Raw genomic sequence first — 21,006 nt, forward strand, 5'->3', positions numbered from 1 at the left:
AGGAAAAGCATCCATGGCACACGAAACGATGAGCTTTCAGGCAGAGGTCAAGCAACTCCTCCACCTGATGATCCATTCGCTCTACAGCAACAAGGAAATCTTCCTGCGCGAACTGGTGTCGAACGCGTCCGACGCGGCCGACAAGCTGCGTTTCGAAGCGCTCGCCGACAACGCGCTGTACGAGAACGATCCGAACCTGCGCATCCGCATCGGCTTCGACAAGGCGGCGCGCACGATCACGATCGAGGACAACGGTATCGGCATGAGCCGTGACGAGGCGATCGCGAACCTCGGCACGATCGCGCGTTCGGGCACCAAGGAATTCTTCACGAAGCTCTCCGGCGACCAGCAGAAGGATGCGGCGCTGATCGGCCAGTTCGGCGTCGGCTTCTACTCGGGCTTCATCGTCGCCGACAAGATCTCCGTCGAGACGCGCCGCGCCGGCCTGCCCGCGAACGAAGCGGTGCGCTGGGAAAGCGCCGGCGAGGGCGACTTCACGATCGACGCGATCGAGCGCGCGCAGCGCGGCACGACGATCACGCTGCATCTGCGCGAAGGCGAGGACGATCTGTTGTCGTCGCACCGCCTGAAGTCGATCATCCAGAAGTATTCCGATCACATCGCGCTGCCGATCCTGATGCGCAAGGAAGAGTGGGATCAGGAAAAGGGCGAGATGGTCCTGAAGGACGAGGACGAGACGGTCAACCAGGCCAGCGCCCTGTGGACGCGCTCGAAGAGCGACATCAGCGACGAGCAGTACACGCAGTTCTACCAGCACATCGCGCACGACCACCAGGATCCGCTCACGTGGACGCACAACCGCGTCGAAGGCCGCAGCGAATACACGCAGCTGCTGTTCGTGCCGGCGCACGCGCCGTTCGACCTGTGGAACCGCGACTACCGCGGCGGCCTGAAGCTGTACGTGAAGCGCGTGTTCATCATGGACGACGCCGAGCAGCTGCTGCCGCAATACCTGCGCTTCGTGAAGGGCGTCGTCGATTCGGCCGACCTGCCGCTGAACGTGTCGCGCGAAATCCTGCAGGAAAGCCGCGACGTGAAGGCGATTCGCGAGGGCGTGACCAAGCGCGCGCTGTCGATGCTCGAGGAGCTGGCCAATGCCGAAGACGACGCCGGCAAGGAGAAGTACAAGACGTTCTGGAGCGCGTTCGGCCAGGTGCTGAAGGAAGGCCTCGGCGAGGACCACGCGAACCGCGAGCGCATCGCGAAGCTGCTGCGCTTCGCGTCGACGCACGGCGACACCGACGCGCAGGACGTGTCGCTCGCCGATTACGTGTCGCGCATGAAGCCCGAGCAGAGCAAGATCTACTACGTGACCGCCGATACGTGGCAGGCCGCGAAGAACAGCCCGCATCTGGAAGTGTTCCGCAAGAAGGGTGTCGAGGTGCTGCTGCTGACCGATCGCGTCGACGAATGGATGCTGTCGTTCCTGCACGAGTTCGACGGCAAGCCGCTCGCGAGCGTGGCGCGCGGCGATCTGGACCTCGGCGAGCTGAACGACGAGGAGAAGAAGGCGCAGGAGCAGGCGGGCGAAGCGATCAAGCCGGTCGTCGAGAAGATGAAGGAAGCGCTCGGCGACAAGGTGAAGGAAGTGCGCGCCACGTTCCGCCTGACCGATTCGCCGTCGTGCCTCGTCGCCGACGACAACGACATGAGCGGCTACCTGCAGCGCATGCTGAAGGCGGCCGGCCAGAACGCGCCGGCGATGCAGCCGATCCTCGAGATCAATCCGGACCACGCGCTCATCAAGCAGCTCAACGTCGACAGCGCCGATTTCGGCGACTGGTGCCATCTGCTGTTCGACCAGGCGCTGCTGGCCGAAGGCGGGATGCTCGACGATCCGGCGAGCTTCGTTAAGCGCACCAACACGCTGCTGCTGTCGCGCGCCGCGTGAACTCGCGCATGCGATTCGACGGCGCACGCTCGGGCTGGCGCGCAACGCCCCGGCCCGGCTGCACGCTCGAGCAGCGCGACTGGCTCACGCGCGGCGGTTCGCTGACCGCGCATCTCGCGCGGCTCGGCAGCGTGAGCGTGCGCGTGACGCGCGAGGCCGTCGATTGCCCGTGGTTCGACGAGCCTGCCGCGGTCGGACGCGCGCCGCGCGCGCCGATGTGGGTGCGCGAGGTGATCCTGTCGGTGGACGGCGTGCCGTACGTCGCCGCGCACAGCATCGCGCCGCTCGCGGCCAGCAAGGGCGTATGGCAGGCGATGCGGCTGCTGCGCACGCGCCCGCTCGCCGAATTGCTGTACAGCGACCCGCAGGTCGCGCGCTCGGCGCTCGTGAGCCGGCGCGTGATCGCCGGCCATCCGCTGTATGCGCTCGCGAGCCATGCGCTGCAGCGCGAGCGCGCACCGCATGCATTCGCCGCGCGGCGCTCGGTATTCCAGCGGCACGGCGAGCCGCTGATGGTCACGGAATGCATGCTGCCGGCGTTGTGGCGCCATCTCGCCGCGCACGGCGAGGGCCCGCGCTCGCTCGGGCCGCGGGCAGACGCGTGATGCTGCAAGGCTTTCCGCCGGTCGTCGCGCGCGACACGCACACGATGATCCTCGGCAGCTTTCCCGGCGAGGCGTCACTCGACGCCGCGCAGTACTACGCGCATCCGCGCAATCAGTTCTGGCGCCTGCTCGGCGCGGTGCTCGGCGAGCCGGGACTCCACGAACTCGCCTACGACGCGCGGCTCGAGCGCGTGCTGTCGCACGGCGTCGGCATCTGGGACGTCCTCGATGCGTGCCATCGGCAAGGCAGTCTCGATTCGGCAATCCGCAATGCGAAGCCGAACGACTTCGCGTCGCTGAGCGCGCATGCGCCGTTGCTGAGGAAGGTCTGCTTCAACGGGAAGACGGCCGGGCGGTTTGCCGACGTGATCGGCGAGGCCGGCTACGAGACGCTTGTGCTGCCGTCGTCGAGCCCGGCGTATGCGATGCTGTCGTTCGAGCAGAAGCTGGTGCAGTGGCGGCGCATCGTCGGCTGAACGGGCTTGGGCGGCTGGCGAACGTCAGTGGTAGTCGTTTTCTCGCTGGTGACGCACGGCAAGGACCGTCACCGTCCGGCTGTCGTCGATTTCGAACAGGGCGACATAGCCCGATGCGCCGAACGGGATGAGCAATTCCCGCAGAAACGGCATCGACGGATGAGCCTTGCGGCACGTGAACGGCGACGATTCCAATGTTGCGATACCCGAAGCGATAGCTGCCAGCGCACGCTCGGCCAGTTCGACATCCGCATCGTCGCGCTCGACGATGAACGTATAGAGCTCGCTCAGATCACGGGATGCCGCCGGTGTGAAGCGAACCATATACGTCATCGCGCCTGTCGTGTCCTGGCACGCAGCGTGTCGAGCTGCCGGCCCAGTCGTTCCAGTACCTCGGACGACGACACATATTCCCCGGTACGACGAGCCTCGTCGCGCGACGCGAGACCGCGCGCGATGAATTCGCTCTGGAGGCGACGGCGTTCGATGCCTTCGCGGATCGATTGCTCGACGAACGCCGATAGCGTTTCGCCTTCCTGAAGGACGTTCTCGGCCGCTTCTCGCAATTCCGGTTCGACCCGAATCGACGGAAAAGTCGCAGTTTTCATCGTGACCTCTTCTGTATCGCAGTTGCGATGCATTGTCGCGCACGGCCTTGTCGCCGGCAAGAGTCGCCCCGTGGCTGCCCCGTCCGCCCCGGGCACGCCGCGCCGACCCGCGACCGAGCAATGCTATCCTCTCGTCCGCTTAATCCAGCGTCATCCAACGAGATTCAACATGACCCGACTCATCAAGCGCGCGTCCGCCGAGGCGCGCGCATTCAAGCAGCGCACAGCGTCCGCGTACAACGGCTCCGAAAAACTGCAGCCGCCGCGCCTGAAGCGCCGCCCGGAAATCGGCGAGCACGACGACGTGCCCGTCCTCGAAGCGCCGCGCAAGCCGCGCTTCGCGCCCGTCACGTTTTCGGAGGAGCGCGGCGTGCGCTTCCTGCATTTCGGGACCGAATGGGTGCAGGGCGCGATGCGCCTGTCGAAGCCGTTCGCGATCGAACTCGAATACGCGCAGCAGATGATGGCATGGCTGCTGTTCCTCGAAACGCCCGCGCGCATCGTTCAGCTCGGCCTGGGCACCGGCGCGCTGACCAAGTTCGCGCATCGCTTCCTGCCGCACGCGAAGGTCGAGGCCGTCGAGCTGAACCCGGCCGTGATCGTCGCGGCGCGCACGATGTTCGCGCTGCCGCCGGACGACGCGCGCCTGGTCGTGCACGAGGCCGACGCGTGGGACTTCGTCAACGATCCGGCCAACCGCGGCACGACGGGCGCGCTGCAGATCGACCTGTACGACGCGACCGCCCGCGGCCCGGTGCTCGACAGCGTCGCGTTCTACCGCGCGGTGCGCGGTTGCCTCGCCGACGCGGGCATCGCGACGATCAACCTGTTCGGCGATCATCCGAGCTTCGTGCGCAACATGAAGCACCTGAACGCGGCGTTCGATCATCGCGTGATCGCGCTGCCGGAAGTGCACGACGGCAACCGGATCGCGATCGCGTTCTCCGGCCCCGCGCTCGACGTGTCGTTCGCGCAGCTCGAAGCACGCGCGAAGCTGATCGAAGACACGCTCAAGCTGCCCGCCCGCAGCTGGGTGAAAGCCTTGAAAGAAACGACCGGCGCACGCGACGCCTCGTTCGCGATCTGACGCTGAGGCACCGGCCGCATGCCGGTGCAACCGCGCGTGCGGGGGCGGATCACCTCGGGTTCGCCCCCGCTTGACCACGCAGCCGCGGCTCCTATACTTGCGCGAAGCCAGGGGAGCCGCAGCTTACCCGTTTTGCCGCTCCTCTCGCCGCCGTACCCGCTCAACAAGATCGATAACCGGGAATGATGAGGAGACGTCATGGCTCACGATGCCGACGCCAATCGGGCCGCGAAGCGCTGGCTCTGGCTGCTGGTGCTGCCGCTGATCGCGATGGTCTGGGTGCCGTCGTACAGCAAGATCGAACCGCAATGGTTCGGGTTTCCGTTCTTCTACTGGTACCAGCTGCTGTGGGTGTTCATTAGCGCGGTGATCACCGCGTTCGTGTACCGGAAGACCAAGCACGCATGGAAGGCCGGCGGCTCGCAGGGAGGTGCGCAATGAACCTCGGCGCCACCTTCGTCTTCGTCCTGCTGTTCATCGGCGTCACCATCCTCGGCTTTCTCGCCGCGAACTGGCGGCGCGGCGATCTCGCCCATCTCGACGAATGGGGCCTCGGCGGCCGCCGCTTTGGCACGATCGTCACGTGGTTCCTGCTCGGCGGCGACCTCTATACGGCCTACACGTTCGTCGCGGTGCCCGCGCTCGTGTTCGGCGCCGGCGCGATGGGCTTCTTCGCGTTGCCGTACACGATCCTGATCTATCCGTTCGCGTTCGTCGTGTTCCCGAAGCTGTGGAGCATCGCGAAGCGCCACGGCTACGTGACCGCGGCCGATTTCGTCCACGCCCGCTACGGCAGCCGGATGCTCGCGCTCGCGATCGCGGTGACGGGCATCGTCGCGACCATGCCGTACATCGCGCTGCAGCTGGTCGGCATCGAAGTGGTGATCGGCGCGCTCGGCTTCGACACCACCGGCTTCGTCGGCGACCTGCCGCTGATCATCGCGTTCGCGATCCTCGCCGCGTACACCTACACGTCGGGGCTGCGCGCGCCGGCGATGATCGCGATCGTGAAGGACATCCTGATCTACATCACGATCGCCGCGGCGATCATCGTGATCCCGGCCAAGCTCGGCGGCTTCGGGCACATCTTCGCGACGGTGCCGCCGGCCAAGCTGCTGCTCAAGGCGCCGGACGCGACGAGCCTGAACGGCTACAGCGCCTACGCGACGCTCGCGATCGGCTCCGCGCTCGCGTTGTTCCTGTATCCGCATTCGGTCACGGCGATCCTGTCGTCGTCGTCGGGCAACACGATTCGCCGCAACATGGCGATGCTGCCCGCGTATTCGTTCGTGCTCGGCCTGCTCGCGCTGCTCGGCTACATGGCGCTCGCCTCCGGCGTGAAGGACATGCCGCAGTACGCGCCGTACTTCAAGGCGTTCGGCCCGAACTTCGCGGTGCCCGCGCTGTTCCTCAACTACTTCCCGTCGTGGTTCGTCGGCGTCGCGTTCGCGGCGATCGGCATCGGCGCGCTGGTGCCGGCGGCGATCATGTCGATCGCGGCCGCGAACCTCTACACGCGCAACATCCACCGCGAGTTCGTGAACCGCAACATGACGCACCACCAGGAGACGAACGTCGCGAAGCTCGTGTCGCTGATCGTGAAGGTCGGCGCGGTCGCGTTCATCCTCGGGCTGCCGCTCACGTATGCGATCCAGCTGCAGCTGCTCGGCGGGATCTGGATCATCCAGACGCTGCCGGCGATCGTGCTCGGCCTGTACACGCGCGTGCTCGACCATCGCGGGCTGCTGGCCGGCTGGGCGGCAGGCATCGTGTGCGGGACGTGGATGGCGATCTCGCTGAAGCTGGCGAGCTCGATCTTCACCATCCATCTGTTCGGTCTCGCGATTCCCGGCTATGCGGCGGTGTGGTCGCTGGTCGTGAACCTGGTCGTGTCGGTGGTGGTGAGCGTGCTGGTGCGCGCGCTGGGCGTCGCGCATGCGGAGGATCGCACGCGGCCCGAAGACTATCTCGACGTGATCGAGAGCTGAAGCCGGCTGCCCCGCAGGAAGGACGCCCGCCGCTGCGCAGCGGCGGGCGTTGTCATTTGCGTCAGGCTTGCGCGTGCTTCGCGAGGTCGTCGCGCTGCGACAGGTCCTCGACGTTGACCATCCAGTGCACGCCGAAACGATCCTTCGCCATCCCGAAGCCGAGCGCCCAGAACGTCTTGCCGAACGGCATCGTCACTTCGCCGCCGTCGGCGAGCGCGTCGAACAGCTTCTGGCCGTCTTCGACCGTCGCCGGGTTCAGCGACAGCGAATAGCCGGCGTGCGCGCCGCCGCCCGGCTGGCTGCAGTCGCCGTCCGAGCACATGATCATCGAGTCGCCGATCGTGAAACTGGCATGCATCACCTTGTCGGCCATCTCCGGCGACATCGGGAAATCGGGGTTCGGGGGCGCATCCTTGAAGTGCATCTTGAACATCGTCTTCGCGCCAAGCGCCCGTTCGTAGAACTGAAGGGCTTCTTCCGCACGGCCATAGAACGTCAGATACGGTTGGACCTGCATCGTTGTCTCCTGTTGACCGGAGCGGCATGTCGGCGCCGCGCCGGGTGCTGCGACGATTGACCGAAACGGCGCGCCGGGATGCGGCCGGCGCACTCGTGACGTGGATTGTAGTGCGCGGGCCCGGAGATCGAACGAAAAATAAAAACGGCCGCGAACATGCAGTTCGCGGCCGTCGGGCACGCATGGTGACGGCTGCTGCCAGTGCGGCGGCATGCTTGCCCGCCGCGCTCGCGCGCCGCCAGGCTCAGCGCAGCGCAGCGATCAGTTTCTCGAGCTTGACCGCATCGGCGGCGAATACGCGGATGCCTTCGGCAAGTTTTTCCGTCGCCATCGCGTCGTCGTTCAGCTGGAAGCGGAACGACGCTTCGTCGATCGCGACGCGTTCGGTGGGCTTGTCGTGCAGCGCGTCGGGCGACAGCTTGCGCTCGACCGGATCGTTGCTGTCCTGCAGCTTCTGCAGCAGGTCGGGGCTGATGGTCAGCAGATCGCAGCCGGCCAGCTCGATGATCTGGCTCGTCGTGCGGAAGCTCGCGCCCATCACCTCGGTGTGGTATCCGAACGTCTTGTAGTAGGTGTAGATGCGGCGCACGGACTGCACGCCCGGATCGTTCGCGCCGCCGTCCTTCGCTTCGTCCCAGTCGGCGCCGGCCTGCTTCTTGTACCAGTCGTAGATGCGGCCGACGAACGGCGAGATCAGCTGCGCGCCCGCTTCGGCGCACGCGGCGGCCTGCACCAGCGAGAAAAGCAGGGTCATGTTGCACTTGATCCCTTCCTGCTGCAGCACCTGCGCCGCGCGGATGCCTTCCCAGGTCGAGGCGAGCTTGATCAGGATGCGTTCGCGGCCGATGCCGGCTGCTTCGTACAGCTTGATGAGCTCGCGGCCCTTGTCGATCGAGCGCTGCGTGTCGAACGACAGGCGCGCGTCGACTTCGGTCGACACGCGGCCCGGGATCAGCTTCAGGATCTCGGTGCCGAATGCGATCAGCAGGCGATCGATGATGAAATCGGTGCTTTCGTTGCGGTGATCGCGGACGGTTTTCTCGAGAATCGGCTTGTACGCGTCCTTCTGGACGGCCTTCAGGATCAGCGACGGGTTCGTGGTCGCGTCCTGCGGCTTGTATTGCGCGAGCTGCTGGAAATCGCCCGTGTCGGCGACGACGGTCGTGTACTGCTTCAGCTGGTCGAGTGCGGTAGTCATGGCGATTCGGGAGGAGGGCGCAAGGCGCCTGGGTTCTCACGGGCCGCGCGAGCGCGGCAGCGAAGCGAGACGGCGCGGGGCGCCGCCTGCGATCCACTATTCTAGGCCCGATTCGCGTCGCGCACGTGATGGCGCGCCGCTCGGCCGGCACGAGGCGGCGCCGTGCGCGCGGTTATGCGGAGCGTCGCGCGTTCAGGATCACTTGCGTGACGATCCCGGCCACGAGCCCCCAGAACGCCGATCCGATCGACAGCAGCGTGAGGCCCGACGCGGTCACCATGAACGTGACGAGCGCTGCTTCGCGCTGCTTCACGTCCTGCATCGCGTTCGCGAGCCCGCTCATGATCGAGCCGAACAGCGCGAGCGCTGCGACCGACACGACCAGCGCCTTCGGCAGCGCCGCGAACAGCGCGGCGATCGTCGCGCCGAACACGCCGGCGATCAGATAGAAGGTGCCGCACCAGACGGCGGCCGTGTAACGCTTCGCGTGATCCTCGTGCGCTTCGGGGCCGGTGCAGATCGCGGCCGTGATCGCCGCGAGGTTCACGCCGTGCGAGCCGAACGGCGCGAGCAGCAGCGAGGCGAGCCCGGTCGTCGCGATCAGCGGCGACGACGGCGTCGCATAGCCGTCCGCGCGCAGCACCGCGATGCCCGGCACGTTCTGCGACGCCATCGCAACGACGAACAGGGGAATGCCGATGCTGACGATCGACGCGATCGAGAACGCCGGCATCGTGAACACCGGCTGCGCGAGCGCGATGTGGAAGCGGCTGAAGTCGAGCAGGCCGAGGCCGCCGGCCACCGCGGTGCCGACGATCAGCGTCGTGACGATCGCGTAGCGCGGCGCGGCGCGCTTGACGATCAGGTAGGTGAAGAACATCGCGAGCACGAGCGCGGTCTGGAACTGGGCCGCGCGGAAGATCTCGATGCCGATCTCGAACAGGATGCCGGCGAGCAACGCGGCCGCGATGCCGGCCGGAATGCGCTTCATCAGCGTATCGAACAGCCCGCTCACGCCGACGGCCGTCAGCAGCAGCGCGCAGACGACGAACGCGCCGATCGCTTCGGGATACGGCACGCCGGGCAGCGACGCGATCAGCAGCGCGGCGCCCGGCGTCGACCACGCGACGACGACCGGCGCGCGAAACCGCAGCGACAGCCCGATGGTCGTGAGCGCCATGCCGATCGACAGCGCCCAGATCCACGACGAGATTTGCGCATCGGTGAGGTGCGCGGCGCGGCCGGCCTGGAACATCAGCACGAGCGAGCTCGTGTAGCCGGTCATCATCGCGACGAAGCCGGCGACGAGCGCCGACACCGACGTATCGGCGAAAAAGCGGCGGCCGCCGGCGCGGCCTGCGCTCGCGGTGGGCGAGGGATTCATGCTATCTCCGAGGGGGAGGCCGCGCGTGCGGCCTGCGGGTCTGCTGGGTGGGTTCGTTATTTGCTGAGCGTGCGCATCGCGGTTTCGAGGCCCGCGAGCGTGAGCGGATACATGCGCTGGCCGAGCACGTCGCGAATGATCGCGATCGACTGCCGGTATTCCCATAGCCGCTCGGGCTCCGGGTTCAGCCATGCATGGTGGGGGAACTGGTCGGCGAAGCGGCGCAGCCACACGGCGCCGGCCTCCGGGTTGTTGTATTCGACCGAGCCGCCGGGCTGCAGCACTTCGTACGGGCTCATCGTCGCGTCGCCGACGAAGATCAGCTTGTAGTCGGGCGTGAACTTGTGCAGCACGTCCCACGTCGCGGTGCGCTCCGACTGGCGCCGGCGATTGTTCTTCCACAGGTGGTCGTACACGCAGTTGTGGAAATAGTAGAACTCGAGGTGCTTGAACTCGGCCTTCGCAGCCGAGAACAGTTCTTCGGTGCGCTTGATGTGGTCGTCCATCGAGCCGCCGACGTCGAGCAGCATCAGCACCTTCACGTTGTTGTGGCGCTCGGGCACCATCCGCAGATCGAGCCAGCCGGCGTTCGCGGCCGTGCTGCGGATCGTGCCGGGCAGGTCGAGCTCCTCGGCCGCGCCTTCGCGCGCGAAGCGGCGCAGGCGGCGCAGCGCGACCTTGATGTTGCGCGTGCCGATCTCCACCGAGTCGTCGTAGTCGCGATACGCGCGCGCCTCCCACACCTTGACCGCGGTGCGGTTGCCGTTCGACGGGCCGCCGATGCGGATCCCTTCGGGGTTGTAGCCGCCGTGGCCGAACGGCGAGGTGCCGCCGGTGCCGATCCACTTGTTGCCGCCTTCGTGGCGCTCCTTCTGCTCGTCGAGCAGCGCCTTCAGGCGCGCCATCAGCTTGTCGAGCCCGCCCATCGCTTCGATCTGCGCCTTCTCGTCCGGCGACAGCTCGCGCTCGAGGCGCTTCTCGAGCCAGTCGAGCGGGATGTCGAACGCGTCGGACGGCAGCGCGGACACGCCGTGGAAATACGCGCCGAACGCCTGGTCGAACTTGTCGAAGTACTGCTCGTCCTTCACGAGCGTCATCCGCGCGAGGAAGTAGAACGCGTCGATCGACGGCGAGATCAGGCCGGCCTTCAGCGCTTCGAGCAGCGTCAGGTATTCCTTCACCGAGACGGGCAGCTTGGCTGCGCGCAGCGCGTAGAAGAAATTGAGCAGCATGGCCGGGCCTTCGCGCGTGGGTTACCGGTTGTGCCGGTTCATGTAGACGAGCCGCTCGAGCAGGCTCAGATCCTGCTCGTTCTTCAGCAGCGCGCCGGCGAGCGGCGGGACGATCTGCTTCGCGTCGGCGCCGCGCAGCGCGTCGGCGGGGATGTTCTCGGCGAGCAGCAGCTTCAGCCAGTCGAGCAGCTCGGACGTCGACGGCTTCTTCTTGAGGCCCGACACGCTGCGCAATTCGAAGAAACTCTGCAGCGCGGCCTGCAGCAGCTCCTCGCGGATGTTCGGGAAGTGGACCGCGACGATCTTCTGCATCGTCGACGCATCGGGAAACTGGATGTAGTGGAAGAAGCAGCGGCGCAGGAACGCGTCGGGCAATTCCTTCTCGTTGTTCGACGTGATGATCACGAGCGGGCGGTGCTTCGCGCGCACCGTCTCGCGCGTCTCGTACACGTGGAACTCCATGCGGTCGAGCTCGCGCAGCAGGTCGTTCGGGAATTCGATGTCGGCCTTGTCGATCTCGTCGATCAGCAGCACGCTCGGGCGCTCGGCGTCGAACGCCTGCCACAGCACGCCTTTCACGATGTAGTTCGCGATGTCCTTCACGCGTTCGTCGCCGAGCTGCGAGTCGCGCAGGCGCGAGACGGCGTCGTATTCGTACAGGCCCTGCTGCGCTTTGGTGGTCGACTTGATGTGCCACTGCAGCAGCGGCATGTCGAGCGCGGCGGCCACTTCCTCGGCGAGCATCGTCTTGCCGGTGCCGGGTTCGCCCTTGATCAGCAGCGGGCGCTGCAGCGTCAGTGCGGCGTTGACCGCGAGCTTCAGGTCGTCGGTGGCGACGTAGTGCGAGGATCCTTCGAAACGCATGGCGGCGCTCTTTTCTGGTCTCAAAAAAACCCAGTATAAGTCAGAAGGGCTGTCCGGTTGGCGCGCTCCCGCGTATCGTTGCCGGGGCTGCGGCGGGCCGGGCGCGGGCGCCGTGTGGACGCATTCCCCGCCGACGCGGTACAATCTGGCCGTTTTTTTTGGCCTGCGTGGCGACCGATAAGCAAAACGGCGCGGGCCGTTGCCGCTTCGGCGCCAGTTTCCCCTCAAGCTAGGTTACAAGAGCTATGAACAAATTCGTCGGCAAACACGTCGTTGTCGCGGCGCTCGTGGCGCTCGCGGGCAGCGCGCAGGCGGCCGGTGTGGTCGGCAACCCGAAGGACGGGGCGAGCAAGGCCGCCATGTGCATCGGTTGCCACGGCATCCAGGATTACCGCGCGGCGTACCCGGAGGTCTACCGGGTGCCCGTCCTCGGCGGCCAGAACCAGCAATATCTCGAGAACGCGCTGAAGGCCTACCGCAAGAAGGATCGTCACTTCCCGTCGATGAATGCGATCGCCGGTTCGCTGACGGATCAGGACATCGCGGATCTGGCGGCCTACTATGCCGCCCAGAAGGCCGACACGAAGGACAATCCCTACAAGTAAAGCGCGCGCCGCCGATCAGACCGGCGGGACAGGAGCATTCATGAACAACGCATTCAAGACGGCGGCGGTGGCACTGGCGGCCGGCCTCGCGATCGGTACCGCGCATGCGGCGGACACGACGAAGGGCAAGGAACTGGTCGAGTCGCACAACTGCGCGGCCTGCCACGGCGCGCAACTGAACAAGCCGATCAACGCCGAATATCCGCGCCTCGCGGGCCAGCACGCCGACTACCTCGTGTGGGCGATGCGCCAGTACCAGATGGGGCTGACGAACCCGCTGCTCGGCCGCAACAACGCGATCATGCAGGCGCAGGTGCAGAACCTGTCGGTGAGCGACATGAAGGACATCGCCGCCTACATCGAGTCGCTGAAAGAAACCGATCTCGTCTTCAAGAAGTAAGTGTGCCGGGCCGAGCGGCCCGTGCAGCGAAATACCCCGCGGCGGCGGGGTATTTTTTTGTCCGCGCGGCGGCCGGCGATCGCGCTGCGGCCCGCGGTCAGTCGCGCGACGCGCGGCGCAGGATGCGTTGCAGATAGGCGTCGGTGTCCGGCGGCGTGCCGGTGCGCTGCGCTTCCCAGATCGTCTCACCGAGACATTCCATGATCGTGTGCTGCGCTTCGTGCGTCGAGTCGAGCTTCGCGGCCAGCTTGTCGTGCGCGGCGCGGATGCCGGGCGGCTGGTCGATCGATAGCTGCTCGCTGATCGCGAGGTGCATCGACAGGTGCAGGAACGGGTTCGTGCGACCTTCCTCGGGCGTGTAGTTGCGCGCGGCGGCGCCGTCGGCGTCCGCGAGCTCGTCGTGGTATTCGGGGTGTTCGACGATCCAGTCGGCGGCCATCGCTTCCAGCGGCGTCAGGATCTCGCCTGCGCGCTGCTTGCGCCAGGTTTCGGTGAAAAAGCGACGGACTTCGTCGCGACTCGGATTGAACATGATCGGGGAGACGTCGTGATTCGGACGGCCTGATGCCGCGTCGCGCATTGTACGCCGGGTCGGCGAGCGGTGCTGGCGGGCGGTTGGGCGCGAGCGGAACGCGCGTTGCGGGATGCGGCGGGCGGCCGCGATTGGGTGCGCAGGCCGCGTTGGCCGCGCGCCTCGCAACGGATGAGCGGGGGCTAGGCTTGCGGACGCCGGACCGCTAGACTCCGTCGATCGCCGTCGTCGCGCTCGTTGCGCTCCATCATGTCCGCCACCGCCCGTTCATCGTCCGCCGCGCTGCGAGGCGCGTTCTATGTCGCGCTGTCCGCCGCCGCGTTCGGCGCGATGGCGATCTTCGGCCGCTATGCGTATGCGGCCGGCGTCGACGTGCTCGGTCTGCTGATCGTGCGCTTCGCCATCGGCGGCGCGATCCTCGCGGCGATCGCGCGGCGGCGGCGCGTCGCGTGGCCGCGCGGGCGCAGGCTCGCGCCGCTCGTCGCGATGGGCGCGCTCGGCTACGTCGGGCAGTCGTTCTGCTATTTCAGCGCGCTTCAGCATGCGCAGGCGAGCCTCGTCGCGTTGCTGCTCTATCTGTACCCGGCCTTCGTCACGCTGCTCGCAGCATGGTGGCTCGGCGAGCGCCTGACGCGTGCGAAGGCCGTCGCGCTCGTGCTGTGCGTGGCCGGCTCGGCGCTGATGGTCGGCGGCGGGCACGGCGAACCGCTCGGCATCGCGCTCGCGCTGGCGGCCGCGGTGATCTATTCGCTGTACATCGTCGGCGGCACGAAGGCGACGCGCGGCGTCGATCCGCTCGCGACCACCGCGATCATCTGCCTGTCGGCCACCGCGACGCTCGTCGCAATCGCTGTCGTGCGGACAGCGGCGTTCGGCGCGCCGCCGCGCTGGCCAGCGACGGCCGGCGGCTGGGCGTCGATGCTGGCGATCGCGCTGGTCTCGACGGTCGCCGCGATGCTGGCGTTCTTCGCCGGCCTCGAGCGGCTCGGCGCCGCGCGCACGTCGATGCTGTCGACGCTCGAGCCGGTCGTGACGGTCGCGCTCGCGGCGCTGCTGTTCGGCGAGGCGTTGTCGCCGCTGCAGTGGGTCGGCGGCCTCGCGATTCTCGCGGCCGTGCTGGCGCTCGTGCGTGCGGGCGGCGCGGCGGTCGACGATACGACGGCGACGTCCAACGCGTAGCGGGGGGCGGAAGGGCGGCGGTGGTGCGGGTGGGGGCGGCGTGGTATGGCATGGCGCGAGATGTCGCGATACGGCACGGTGCAACACGGCACGGCCCAGAACGACTCGGCACGACAGCGCCCGACAGCGCCCGACACCGCACCTCGCGACACGCGTGCCGCACCGCGTTCAATGCCGTGATGCACAGCCGGCCGGTACGACCGGCCGGCCGCCGACGTTCACTCGCTAGGCGGCGGCGTCTTCGGCCGGAACTCGCACAGCGGCTCGATCGCGCAGTGCCAGCATTCGGGCCGGCGCGCCTTGCACACATAGCGTCCGTGCAGGATCAGCCAGTGATGCGCGTCGTGCAGGAATTCCTTCGGCGTGAATTTCTCGAGCGCGGCTTCGACGGCCCGCACGTCCTTGCCGGGCGCCAGGCCCGTGCGATTCGCGACGCGGAAGATGTGCGTGTCGACCGCGATCGTCGGCTGGCCGAACGCGGTGTTCAGCACGACGTTGGCGGTTTTGCGGCCGACGCCCGGCAGGCTCTCGAGCGCCTCGCGATCGGCCGGCACTTCGCCGCCGTAGCGCTCGAGCAGGATATGGCAGGTGGCGACCACGTTCTTCGCCTTGGTGCGGTACAGGCCGATCGTCTTGATGTAGTCGGCCACGCCTTCCTCGCCAAGCGCGACGATTTGTCGCGGGGTGTTCGCAACCGGGAACATCTTGCGCATCGCCTTGTTGACCGACACGTCGGTCGCCTGCGCGGACAGCATCACGGCGATCAGCAGCTCGAACGGCGTCGTGTATTCAAGCTCGGTGGTCGGATGCGGATTCAGGCTTTGCAGCGTTTCGTAGATCGCGCGTCGTTTCGTGGCGTTCATGGACGGTTCTTGTCAGGCGGCGCGGACGCGCCGTTCCGGTCGTCGTGTTGTGCGTCGGGCGCCGCCGCTTCGCCGTCGCGCTGCGCGTGCTGCTCGGCGAGCCGCTTGCGGCGGGCTTCCGCCGCATCGATCTGCGCCTGCACGGCCGCGCTGACGTGTTCGGTGTTCTTCGGCGCCGCGCCTTGCTCGGCCAGCGCTTCCTTCTTCTGGCGTGCGCGTTCGAGGGCGGCGGCGATGATCGCGCGTTTCTTCGCGTCGGCGTCCTCGGCTGCTGTGCCCGGCGCTGCTTCGGCGGCCGCCGCCTTCGCTGCGCCGGCGCTCGCCGCGCGCCGGGCCGCCGCACGCGCTTCGGCGGCTTCGCGTTCGCGGCGCTGGCGGGCGAGCCGGCGATCGTGCCGCGCGCGCGCGGCATCAGCCTGCTCCTGCGACCATGCGTCCCAGCCCGTGCGATCGCCGGTCACGGGTACCATCGCGATGCAGTCGACCGGGCAGGGCGCCACGCACAGGTCGCAGCCGGTGCAGAGCGGCTCGATGATCGTGTGCATCTGCTTCGGCGCGCCGATGATCGCGTCGACCGGGCACGCCTGCAGGCACAGCGTGCAGCCGATGCACAGGCTTTCGTCGATGAATGCGATGGCGCGCGGATGCTCGGCGCCGTTCACCGGATTCAATGGAATCACCGGCTTGCCGAGCAGGCTCGCCAGGCGCGCGATGCCTTCGGCGCCGCCCGGCGGACACTGGTTGTAGTTCGCGTTGCCGGCGGCGATCGCTTCCGCGTATGGGCGGCAGCCGTCATAGCCGCACTTCGTGCATTGCGTCTGGGGGAGCAGATCTTCGAGGCGATCCGCGAGGGTCTTGGAATCGGTCACGGTGACAACGGGCGCGGCAGCGCCGAATGGCTTTCGGCCGCGTGCGGCGCGGCCGGAAAGGTTTGCCAAACCTTGATTATCGCCGATTTCCCGCATTGCGCTGGACGCGCTCTGTGCGCATAATCGAACCGCTTTTTTGCAGGGGCTCAGCAGGAGGGCGGCCGCCCGCGGTGCGACCGTTCCAGGTTGCGCCGGCACCGAGGCGGTGGGGGTGCCGGTCCGGATCACGCGGCTCACATAGCAAAACGCCACCATGAATCAGCCAAAAATCAAAAGAGATCCTGAAGGTACACGCCGTCGCATCCTGATGGCGGCGGCCGAAGAGTTCGCGACTGGAGGGCTGTTCGGCGCGCGCGTCGACCAGATCGCGCGTCGCGCCGAGACCAACGAGCGCATGCTCTATTACTACTTCGGCAGCAAGGAGCAGCTGTTCACCGCTGTGCTCGAACACGCGTTCTCCGCGCTCACGGACGCCGAGCGCGTGCTCGATCTCGATGGCGTCGCACCGGTGGAAGCCGTCACGCGGCTCGCGCATTTCGTGTGGGATTACTACCGCGACCATCCGGAACTGCTGCGCCTCATCAACAACGAAAACCTGCACGAAGCGCGCTACCTGCACAAGTCGACGCGCATCCGCGAGATGATGTCGCCGATCGTCGCGACGCTCGGCAACGTGCTGACGCGCGGCCAGAAGGCCGGGCTGTTCCGCAACGACGTCGATCCGCTGCGCTTTTACGTGACGCTGTCGGGGCTCGGCTACTACATCGTGTCGAACCGCTTCACGCTCGCGGCGACGCTCGGCCGCGATTTCAGCGACACCGACGAGCGCGCCGAGATGGTCAGGATGAACACCGAAGTGCTGCTCGCCTATTTGCTGCGCCGCTGATGCGGTGCTCGCGGGCCGCGTCGCTGCGCTCGACCCGTGTAAAGAAAAACGCCGCCGTGCATGAAGCATCGGCGGCGTTTTTGCGTCGGCGCGCGTCGCGCGTCAGGCGGCCTTGCGCGCGCGAACCGACTTGGCGCGCGTGCCGGCCGCCCGCTTCGCGCCCGGTGCGGCCTTCGCGGCTGCCGTCTTGGCCGGGGCGACGGTCGCAGCCGGTGTCTTCGGGCGCGAGCGTTTCGCGGCGGCGGCCGTCGTGCGCGTCGCCGTTTCGGGCTGGGGCTTGTCGGCGGGCACGGCGGCGAGCGGCGCTGCGGTCGTTCCGGTCGTTCCGGTTGCTGCGGTCGATTCTACCGGCGCGTTGCCGGGCGTCTTCGTCGCGCCGTGTTTCGGCTCGGGAGCGTGCTCGCGAATGAAGTCGCGCAACTGCGGATAGATGATCGTGCGCCAGCGGCGGCCCGAGAAGATCCCGTAATGGCCGCATTTCTCGGCGGTCAGGCTGCGGCGGTCGTCCTGCGGAATGCCCATGCACAGCTCGTGCGCGACGTGGGTCTGGCCGCTGCCCGAGATGTCGTCGAGTTCGCCCTCGATCGTCATCAGCGCCGTGTGCTTGATGTCCTGCGGGCGCACGCGCTCGCCTTCGACGTCCCACGTGCCTTCGGCGAGCCGGAATTCCTGGAACACGACGCGGATCGTCTCGAGGTAATACTCGGCAGCCATGTCGAGCACCGCGTTGTACTCGTCGTAGAACTGGCGGTGCGCTTCGGCGTCGTCCTCGTCGCCGCGCAGCAGGCTCTGATAGAAGTCCCAGTGCGATTGCGCGTGACGTTCCGGGTTCATCGCGACGAAGCCCGTATGCTGCAGGAAGCCCGGATACACGTGGCGGCCTTCGCCCGGATAGTTCGCGGGCACCGTGTGGATCACGTTGTTCTCGAACCATGCGGTCGAATGCTGCGTCGCCAGCGAGTTCACCGACGTCGGGCTGCGGCGCGCGTCGATCGGGCCGCCCATCATCGTCATCGTGAGCGGCGTGTCCTCGCCGCGACTCGCCATCAGCGAGATCGCCGCGAGCACCGGCACCGTCGGCTGGCACACGGAGATCACGTGCACGTTGCGCGCGCCGATGTGGCGGATGAACTCCTGGATGTACGCGATGTAATCGTGCAGATGGAACGGGCCGACCTCGACCGGCACCATCCGCGCGTCGATCCAGTCGGTGATGTACACCTTGTGATCCTGCAGCAGCGTGCGCACGGTGTCGCGCAGCAGTGTGGAGTGGTGGCCCGACAGCGGCGCGCAGACCAGCACGACCGGTTCGTCCTTCAGCTGCGTGACGGCGTCGGCGTCGTCCGCATAGCGCTTGAAGCGCAGCAGCCTGCAGAACGGCTTCTCGATGATCGTCTGCTCGACGATCGGGATGTTGTGGCCGTCCTTGACGATCTGGTGAATGTTGAATTCGGGCTTCTCGTAATCCTTGCCGAGCCGGTACAGCAACTCGTACGCGGCCGCCATCCGCGGCGCGCCGGGCATCAGCGAGAACGGGCTCGACGGGTTCGCAAAGGATTTCGATGCGGCCTGGGCCCAGGCCGTGAGCGGGCTCAGCATGGCCCGCTGGAATTCGTGCAGTTGATAAAGCATGCAGACTACTCCCGCGTGGGGGACGGTGCGCAGGGGCGGCGTGAGCGTCGCGGCGTGCCGTGTGGATCAGCGCCCGGCCATGTTGCGCTGCGGCCGGACAATCGAATCGATCATATCGGACAACCCTTCGTGCCGCAATGCAACATTTCCCTGATTTTTCATCAAATTTTTGTGAATTGACGATCTCTGAACAAGCCGCCGCCCGGCCCGTCGGCGCCCGCCAGCATCCCCTTCAGCGCCCGGTCGCCACGGCCGGCGCGGGCTGGCCGGCCGCGCGCGCCATCGCATCTTCGTGGTGCATCAGGTTCATCGCGGTGTGCACCAGCGCCACGTGCGAGAACGCCTGCGGGAAGTTGCCGACGAGCCGGCCGTCGACGGGGTCGTATTCCTCGGCGAGCAGGCCGAGGTCGTTCGACAGCGCCAGCAGCCGGCTGAACAGCCGGTGCGCATCGTCGATCCGGCCGAGCAGCGCGTAGTTGTCGACCAGCCAGAAACTGCATGCCAGAAACGTGCCTTCGCCGGGCGGCAGCCCGTCGTCGTATTCGGTCGTGCGGTAGCGCATCACGAGTCCGTCGTGCAGCAATTCCCGTTCGATCGCCTCGACCGTGCCGACGATGCGCGGATCTTCCGGCGGCAGGAAGCCCATGAGCGGCATCAGCAGCACGCTCGCGTCGAGCTCGTCGCTGCCGTAGCTCTGCGCAAACGCCTGTTTGCCTTCATGCCACGCGTTGTCGCAGACGTCGGCGTGGATGCGGTCGCGCAGTGCGCGCCAGCGGTCGAGCGAGCCGGGCAGACGGAACATTTCGGCCGACTTGATCGCGCGATCGAACGCGACCCACGCCATCACCTTCGAGAATGTGAAATGGCGGCGGCCGCCGCGCGTTTCCCAGATGCCTTCGTCGGGCTCCTGCCAGATTTTCTCGAGGTGGTCGAGCAGCGCGCACTGCACGGACCAGACGGTGTCGTCGGCCTGCAGGCCGCCCACGCGCGCCAAATGCAGCGCGGCCATCACCTCGCCGAACACGTCGAGCTGCAGCTGGTTCGCGGCACCGTTGCCGACCCGCACCGGCTTCGAATTCTGATAGCCGGGCAGCCAGTCGAGCTCCATTTCGGGGAGCCGGCGCTCGCCGGCGATCCCGTACATGATCTGGATCTGTTCGGGCGAGCCGGCCATCACGCGGCCGAGCCAGGAGCGCCACGCACGCGCCTCGTCGTAGTAGCCGCCGCGCATCAGCGCGAGCAGCGTGATCGTCGCGTCGCGCAGCCAGCAATAGCGGTAGTCCCAGTTGCGGTTGCCGCCGATCTTCTCGGGCAGCGACGTGGTCGGCGCGGCGACGATGCCGCCGGTCGGCTCGTAGGCGAGCGCCTTCAGCGTGAGCAGCGAGCGGCGCACGGCGGCCGCATAGCGGCCCTGCACCTGGCAGCGGCCCGACCATTCGAGCCAGTAATTCTCGGTGCGGGCGAGCATCGACAGCGGGTCGCGTGCGGGCGGCAGCCGCAGATGCGACGCCGCATAGCCGAGCGAGAACGGGATGCGCTCGTCGGCGCTGACCGTGAATTCCGCGAGCGTATGCAGGTTGCGGCCGGTGAGCGGCACGGGCGTGCGCAGCACGACCGTATCGGGACCGGCGATTGCTTTCATGCCGTTCTCGCGGGACAGCTGCGTGACCCACGGAATCGAGAAACCGTAGTCGAAGCGCAACACGAGCTCCATGCGCATCTTCATCGTGCCGTGCCGGCCGATGACGATCCGTACCAGCTCCGACCAGCCGTTGCCGGGCGGCATGAAGTCGACCACGGTGACGGCGCCGTCCGCGCTTTCGTAGTCGGTTTCGAGGATCAGCGTGTCGCCGCGATAGCGGCGTGTCGTGTGCGTGATCGCGGCGTCGGCGGCCGGCGCGAGCAGCCAGCGGCCATGCTCGGGCGTGCCGACCAGCGCCGCGAAGCAGGCGCCCGAATCGAAGCGGGGCCAGCACAGCCAGTCGACGGAGCCGTCTCGTGAAATCAGGGCAGCGGTGTGGCCGTCGCCGACGAGGGCGTAGTCTTCGATCAGGGCGGGCATGGGCAAGCGGTCCTTGGATATTCGAGTTCACAATGCAGGCAGCGGCGCTCGCGCTTCGCGTTCGGGCGCCGCGCCCCGTATACTCGGCCGGGCGGCGGAGCGCGTGA

Annotated in this window: 22 protein-coding genes; 10 read left to right on the forward strand and 12 right to left on the reverse strand. The window is 67.2% G+C overall.

The genetic code is table 11. From position 1 onward, the window contains the following. The first annotated feature begins 13 nt into the window (after positions 1 to 13). The 3 genes from htpG to EX20_RS15245 are packed head-to-tail and all read left to right on the forward strand — an operon-like array spanning position 14 to position 2,993. Complete coding sequence (gene htpG, locus EX20_RS15235; protein ID WP_034194023.1) at positions 14 to 1,912, forward strand: molecular chaperone HtpG; 1,899 nt, start codon at positions 14 to 16, stop codon at positions 1,910 to 1,912. Positions 1,913 to 1,920: 8 nt separating this feature from the next. After that, the gene (locus EX20_RS15240; protein ID WP_034194080.1) at positions 1,921 to 2,517 is read left to right on the forward strand and encodes a chorismate--pyruvate lyase family protein; all 597 of its coding nucleotides are present in this window, start codon (positions 1,921 to 1,923) and stop codon (positions 2,515 to 2,517) included. Next, the gene (locus EX20_RS15245; protein WP_034194024.1) at positions 2,517 to 2,993 is read left to right on the forward strand and encodes a DNA-deoxyinosine glycosylase; all 477 of its coding nucleotides are present in this window, start codon (positions 2,517 to 2,519) and stop codon (positions 2,991 to 2,993) included. Before EX20_RS15240 ends, EX20_RS15245 begins: the two co-directional genes overlap by 1 nt. A 24-nt stretch (positions 2,994 to 3,017) precedes the next feature. On the opposite strand, the gene EX20_RS15250 is transcribed toward EX20_RS15245, so the two are convergent. Beyond that, positions 3,018 to 3,326 carry a type II toxin-antitoxin system RelE/ParE family toxin gene (locus EX20_RS15250; RefSeq protein ID WP_034194025.1) on the reverse strand — a complete coding sequence of 103 codons (309 nt, stop codon included), beginning with the start codon at positions 3,324 to 3,326 and terminating at the stop codon, positions 3,018 to 3,020. Next, entirely contained in the window at positions 3,323 to 3,601 is a 279-nt protein-coding gene (locus EX20_RS15255) for a YlcI/YnfO family protein (RefSeq protein ID WP_034194026.1), read from the reverse strand. Before EX20_RS15255 ends, EX20_RS15250 begins: the two co-directional genes overlap by 4 nt. A gap of 169 nt (positions 3,602 to 3,770) precedes the next feature. Between EX20_RS15255 and EX20_RS15260 the strand changes: the two genes are divergently transcribed. The 3 genes from EX20_RS15260 to mctP all read left to right on the forward strand — a co-directional run bounded on the left by EX20_RS15260 (position 3,771) and on the right by mctP (position 6,676). Next, positions 3,771 to 4,688, forward strand: a complete 918-nt coding sequence (locus EX20_RS15260) for a class I SAM-dependent methyltransferase (protein WP_034194027.1) — start codon at positions 3,771 to 3,773, stop codon at positions 4,686 to 4,688. A gap of 198 nt (positions 4,689 to 4,886) precedes the next feature. After that, positions 4,887 to 5,129, forward strand: a complete 243-nt coding sequence (locus EX20_RS15265) for a DUF3311 domain-containing protein (protein ID WP_011885623.1) — start codon at positions 4,887 to 4,889, stop codon at positions 5,127 to 5,129. Next, positions 5,126 to 6,676 (forward strand): monocarboxylate uptake permease MctP, encoded by a 1,551-nt coding sequence (mctP, locus tag EX20_RS15270; protein ID WP_034194028.1) that lies wholly within the window; start codon positions 5,126 to 5,128, stop codon positions 6,674 to 6,676. The genes EX20_RS15265 and mctP overlap by 4 nt, the downstream gene beginning before the upstream one ends. Before the next feature lie 61 nt (positions 6,677 to 6,737). Here the strand turns inward: mctP and EX20_RS15275 are convergent, their stop codons facing one another. The 5 genes from EX20_RS15275 to EX20_RS15295 all read right to left on the reverse strand — a co-directional run bounded on the left by EX20_RS15275 (position 6,738) and on the right by EX20_RS15295 (position 11,871). Next, positions 6,738 to 7,193, reverse strand: a complete 456-nt coding sequence (locus EX20_RS15275; protein WP_011885621.1) for a VOC family protein — start codon at positions 7,191 to 7,193, stop codon at positions 6,738 to 6,740. 244 nt (positions 7,194 to 7,437) lie between these two features. Beyond that, positions 7,438 to 8,391, reverse strand: coding sequence for a transaldolase (tal, locus tag EX20_RS15280; protein ID WP_011885620.1), 954 nt, complete (start codon positions 8,389 to 8,391; stop codon positions 7,438 to 7,440). A gap of 172 nt (positions 8,392 to 8,563) precedes the next feature. Continuing rightward, positions 8,564 to 9,775: a benzoate/H(+) symporter BenE family transporter gene (locus EX20_RS15285; RefSeq protein WP_034194029.1), complete on the reverse strand. Its 1,212-nt coding sequence runs from the start codon at positions 9,773 to 9,775 to the stop codon at positions 8,564 to 8,566. 56 nt (positions 9,776 to 9,831) lie between these two features. After that, positions 9,832 to 11,007 carry a vWA domain-containing protein gene (locus EX20_RS15290; RefSeq protein ID WP_011885618.1) on the reverse strand — a complete coding sequence of 392 codons (1,176 nt, stop codon included), beginning with the start codon at positions 11,005 to 11,007 and terminating at the stop codon, positions 9,832 to 9,834. Between the two features lie 21 nt (positions 11,008 to 11,028). Then, entirely contained in the window at positions 11,029 to 11,871 is an 843-nt protein-coding gene (locus EX20_RS15295) for an AAA family ATPase (RefSeq protein ID WP_034194030.1), read from the reverse strand. Positions 11,872 to 12,116: 245 nt separating this feature from the next. Between EX20_RS15295 and EX20_RS15300 the strand changes: the two genes are divergently transcribed. Further along, positions 12,117 to 12,476 carry a c-type cytochrome gene (locus tag EX20_RS15300; RefSeq protein ID WP_011885616.1) on the forward strand — a complete coding sequence of 120 codons (360 nt, stop codon included), beginning with the start codon at positions 12,117 to 12,119 and terminating at the stop codon, positions 12,474 to 12,476. A 40-nt stretch (positions 12,477 to 12,516) separates the two neighbouring features. Continuing rightward, positions 12,517 to 12,876, forward strand: a complete 360-nt coding sequence (locus tag EX20_RS15305) for a c-type cytochrome (RefSeq protein ID WP_011885615.1) — start codon at positions 12,517 to 12,519, stop codon at positions 12,874 to 12,876. 97 nt (positions 12,877 to 12,973) lie between these two features. On the opposite strand, the gene EX20_RS15310 is transcribed toward EX20_RS15305, so the two are convergent. Then, positions 12,974 to 13,522, reverse strand: a complete 549-nt coding sequence (locus EX20_RS15310) for a DUF1841 family protein (RefSeq protein ID WP_374702171.1) — start codon at positions 13,520 to 13,522, stop codon at positions 12,974 to 12,976. 135 nt (positions 13,523 to 13,657) lie between these two features. Here EX20_RS15310 and EX20_RS15315 point away from each other — a divergent pair, with 135 nt between their 5' ends. Next, positions 13,658 to 14,587, forward strand: coding sequence for a DMT family transporter (locus tag EX20_RS15315; RefSeq protein ID WP_034194032.1), 930 nt, complete (start codon positions 13,658 to 13,660; stop codon positions 14,585 to 14,587). A 218-nt stretch (positions 14,588 to 14,805) separates the two neighbouring features. On the opposite strand, the gene nth is transcribed toward EX20_RS15315, so the two are convergent. Beyond that, positions 14,806 to 15,450 (reverse strand): endonuclease III, encoded by a 645-nt coding sequence (gene nth / locus EX20_RS15320; protein ID WP_014723413.1) that lies wholly within the window; start codon positions 15,448 to 15,450, stop codon positions 14,806 to 14,808. Next, positions 15,447 to 16,415, reverse strand: a complete 969-nt coding sequence (rsxB, locus tag EX20_RS15325; protein WP_034194033.1) for an electron transport complex subunit RsxB — start codon at positions 16,413 to 16,415, stop codon at positions 15,447 to 15,449. The genes nth and rsxB overlap by 4 nt, the downstream gene beginning before the upstream one ends. A gap of 157 nt (positions 16,416 to 16,572) precedes the next feature. On the opposite strand from rsxB, the gene EX20_RS15330 reads away from it, so the two are divergent. After that, a complete protein-coding gene (locus EX20_RS15330; protein ID WP_011885610.1) occupies positions 16,573 to 17,205 on the forward strand; it encodes a TetR/AcrR family transcriptional regulator in 633 nt (210 codons plus the stop codon). Positions 17,206 to 17,307: 102 nt separating this feature from the next. Here the strand turns inward: EX20_RS15330 and EX20_RS15335 are convergent, their stop codons facing one another. Beyond that, positions 17,308 to 18,837 carry a polyhydroxyalkanoate depolymerase gene (locus EX20_RS15335; protein WP_034194034.1) on the reverse strand — a complete coding sequence of 510 codons (1,530 nt, stop codon included), beginning with the start codon at positions 18,835 to 18,837 and terminating at the stop codon, positions 17,308 to 17,310. A 232-nt stretch (positions 18,838 to 19,069) separates the two neighbouring features. Further along, the gene (locus tag EX20_RS15340; RefSeq protein WP_011885608.1) at positions 19,070 to 20,899 is read right to left on the reverse strand and encodes a glycoside hydrolase family 15 protein; all 1,830 of its coding nucleotides are present in this window, start codon (positions 20,897 to 20,899) and stop codon (positions 19,070 to 19,072) included. Positions 20,900 to 21,006: the final 107 nt, after the last annotated feature.

Source organism: Burkholderia sp. WP42, assembly GCF_000745665.1.
Lineage (GTDB): Bacteria > Pseudomonadota > Gammaproteobacteria > Burkholderiales > Burkholderiaceae > Burkholderia > Burkholderia vietnamiensis.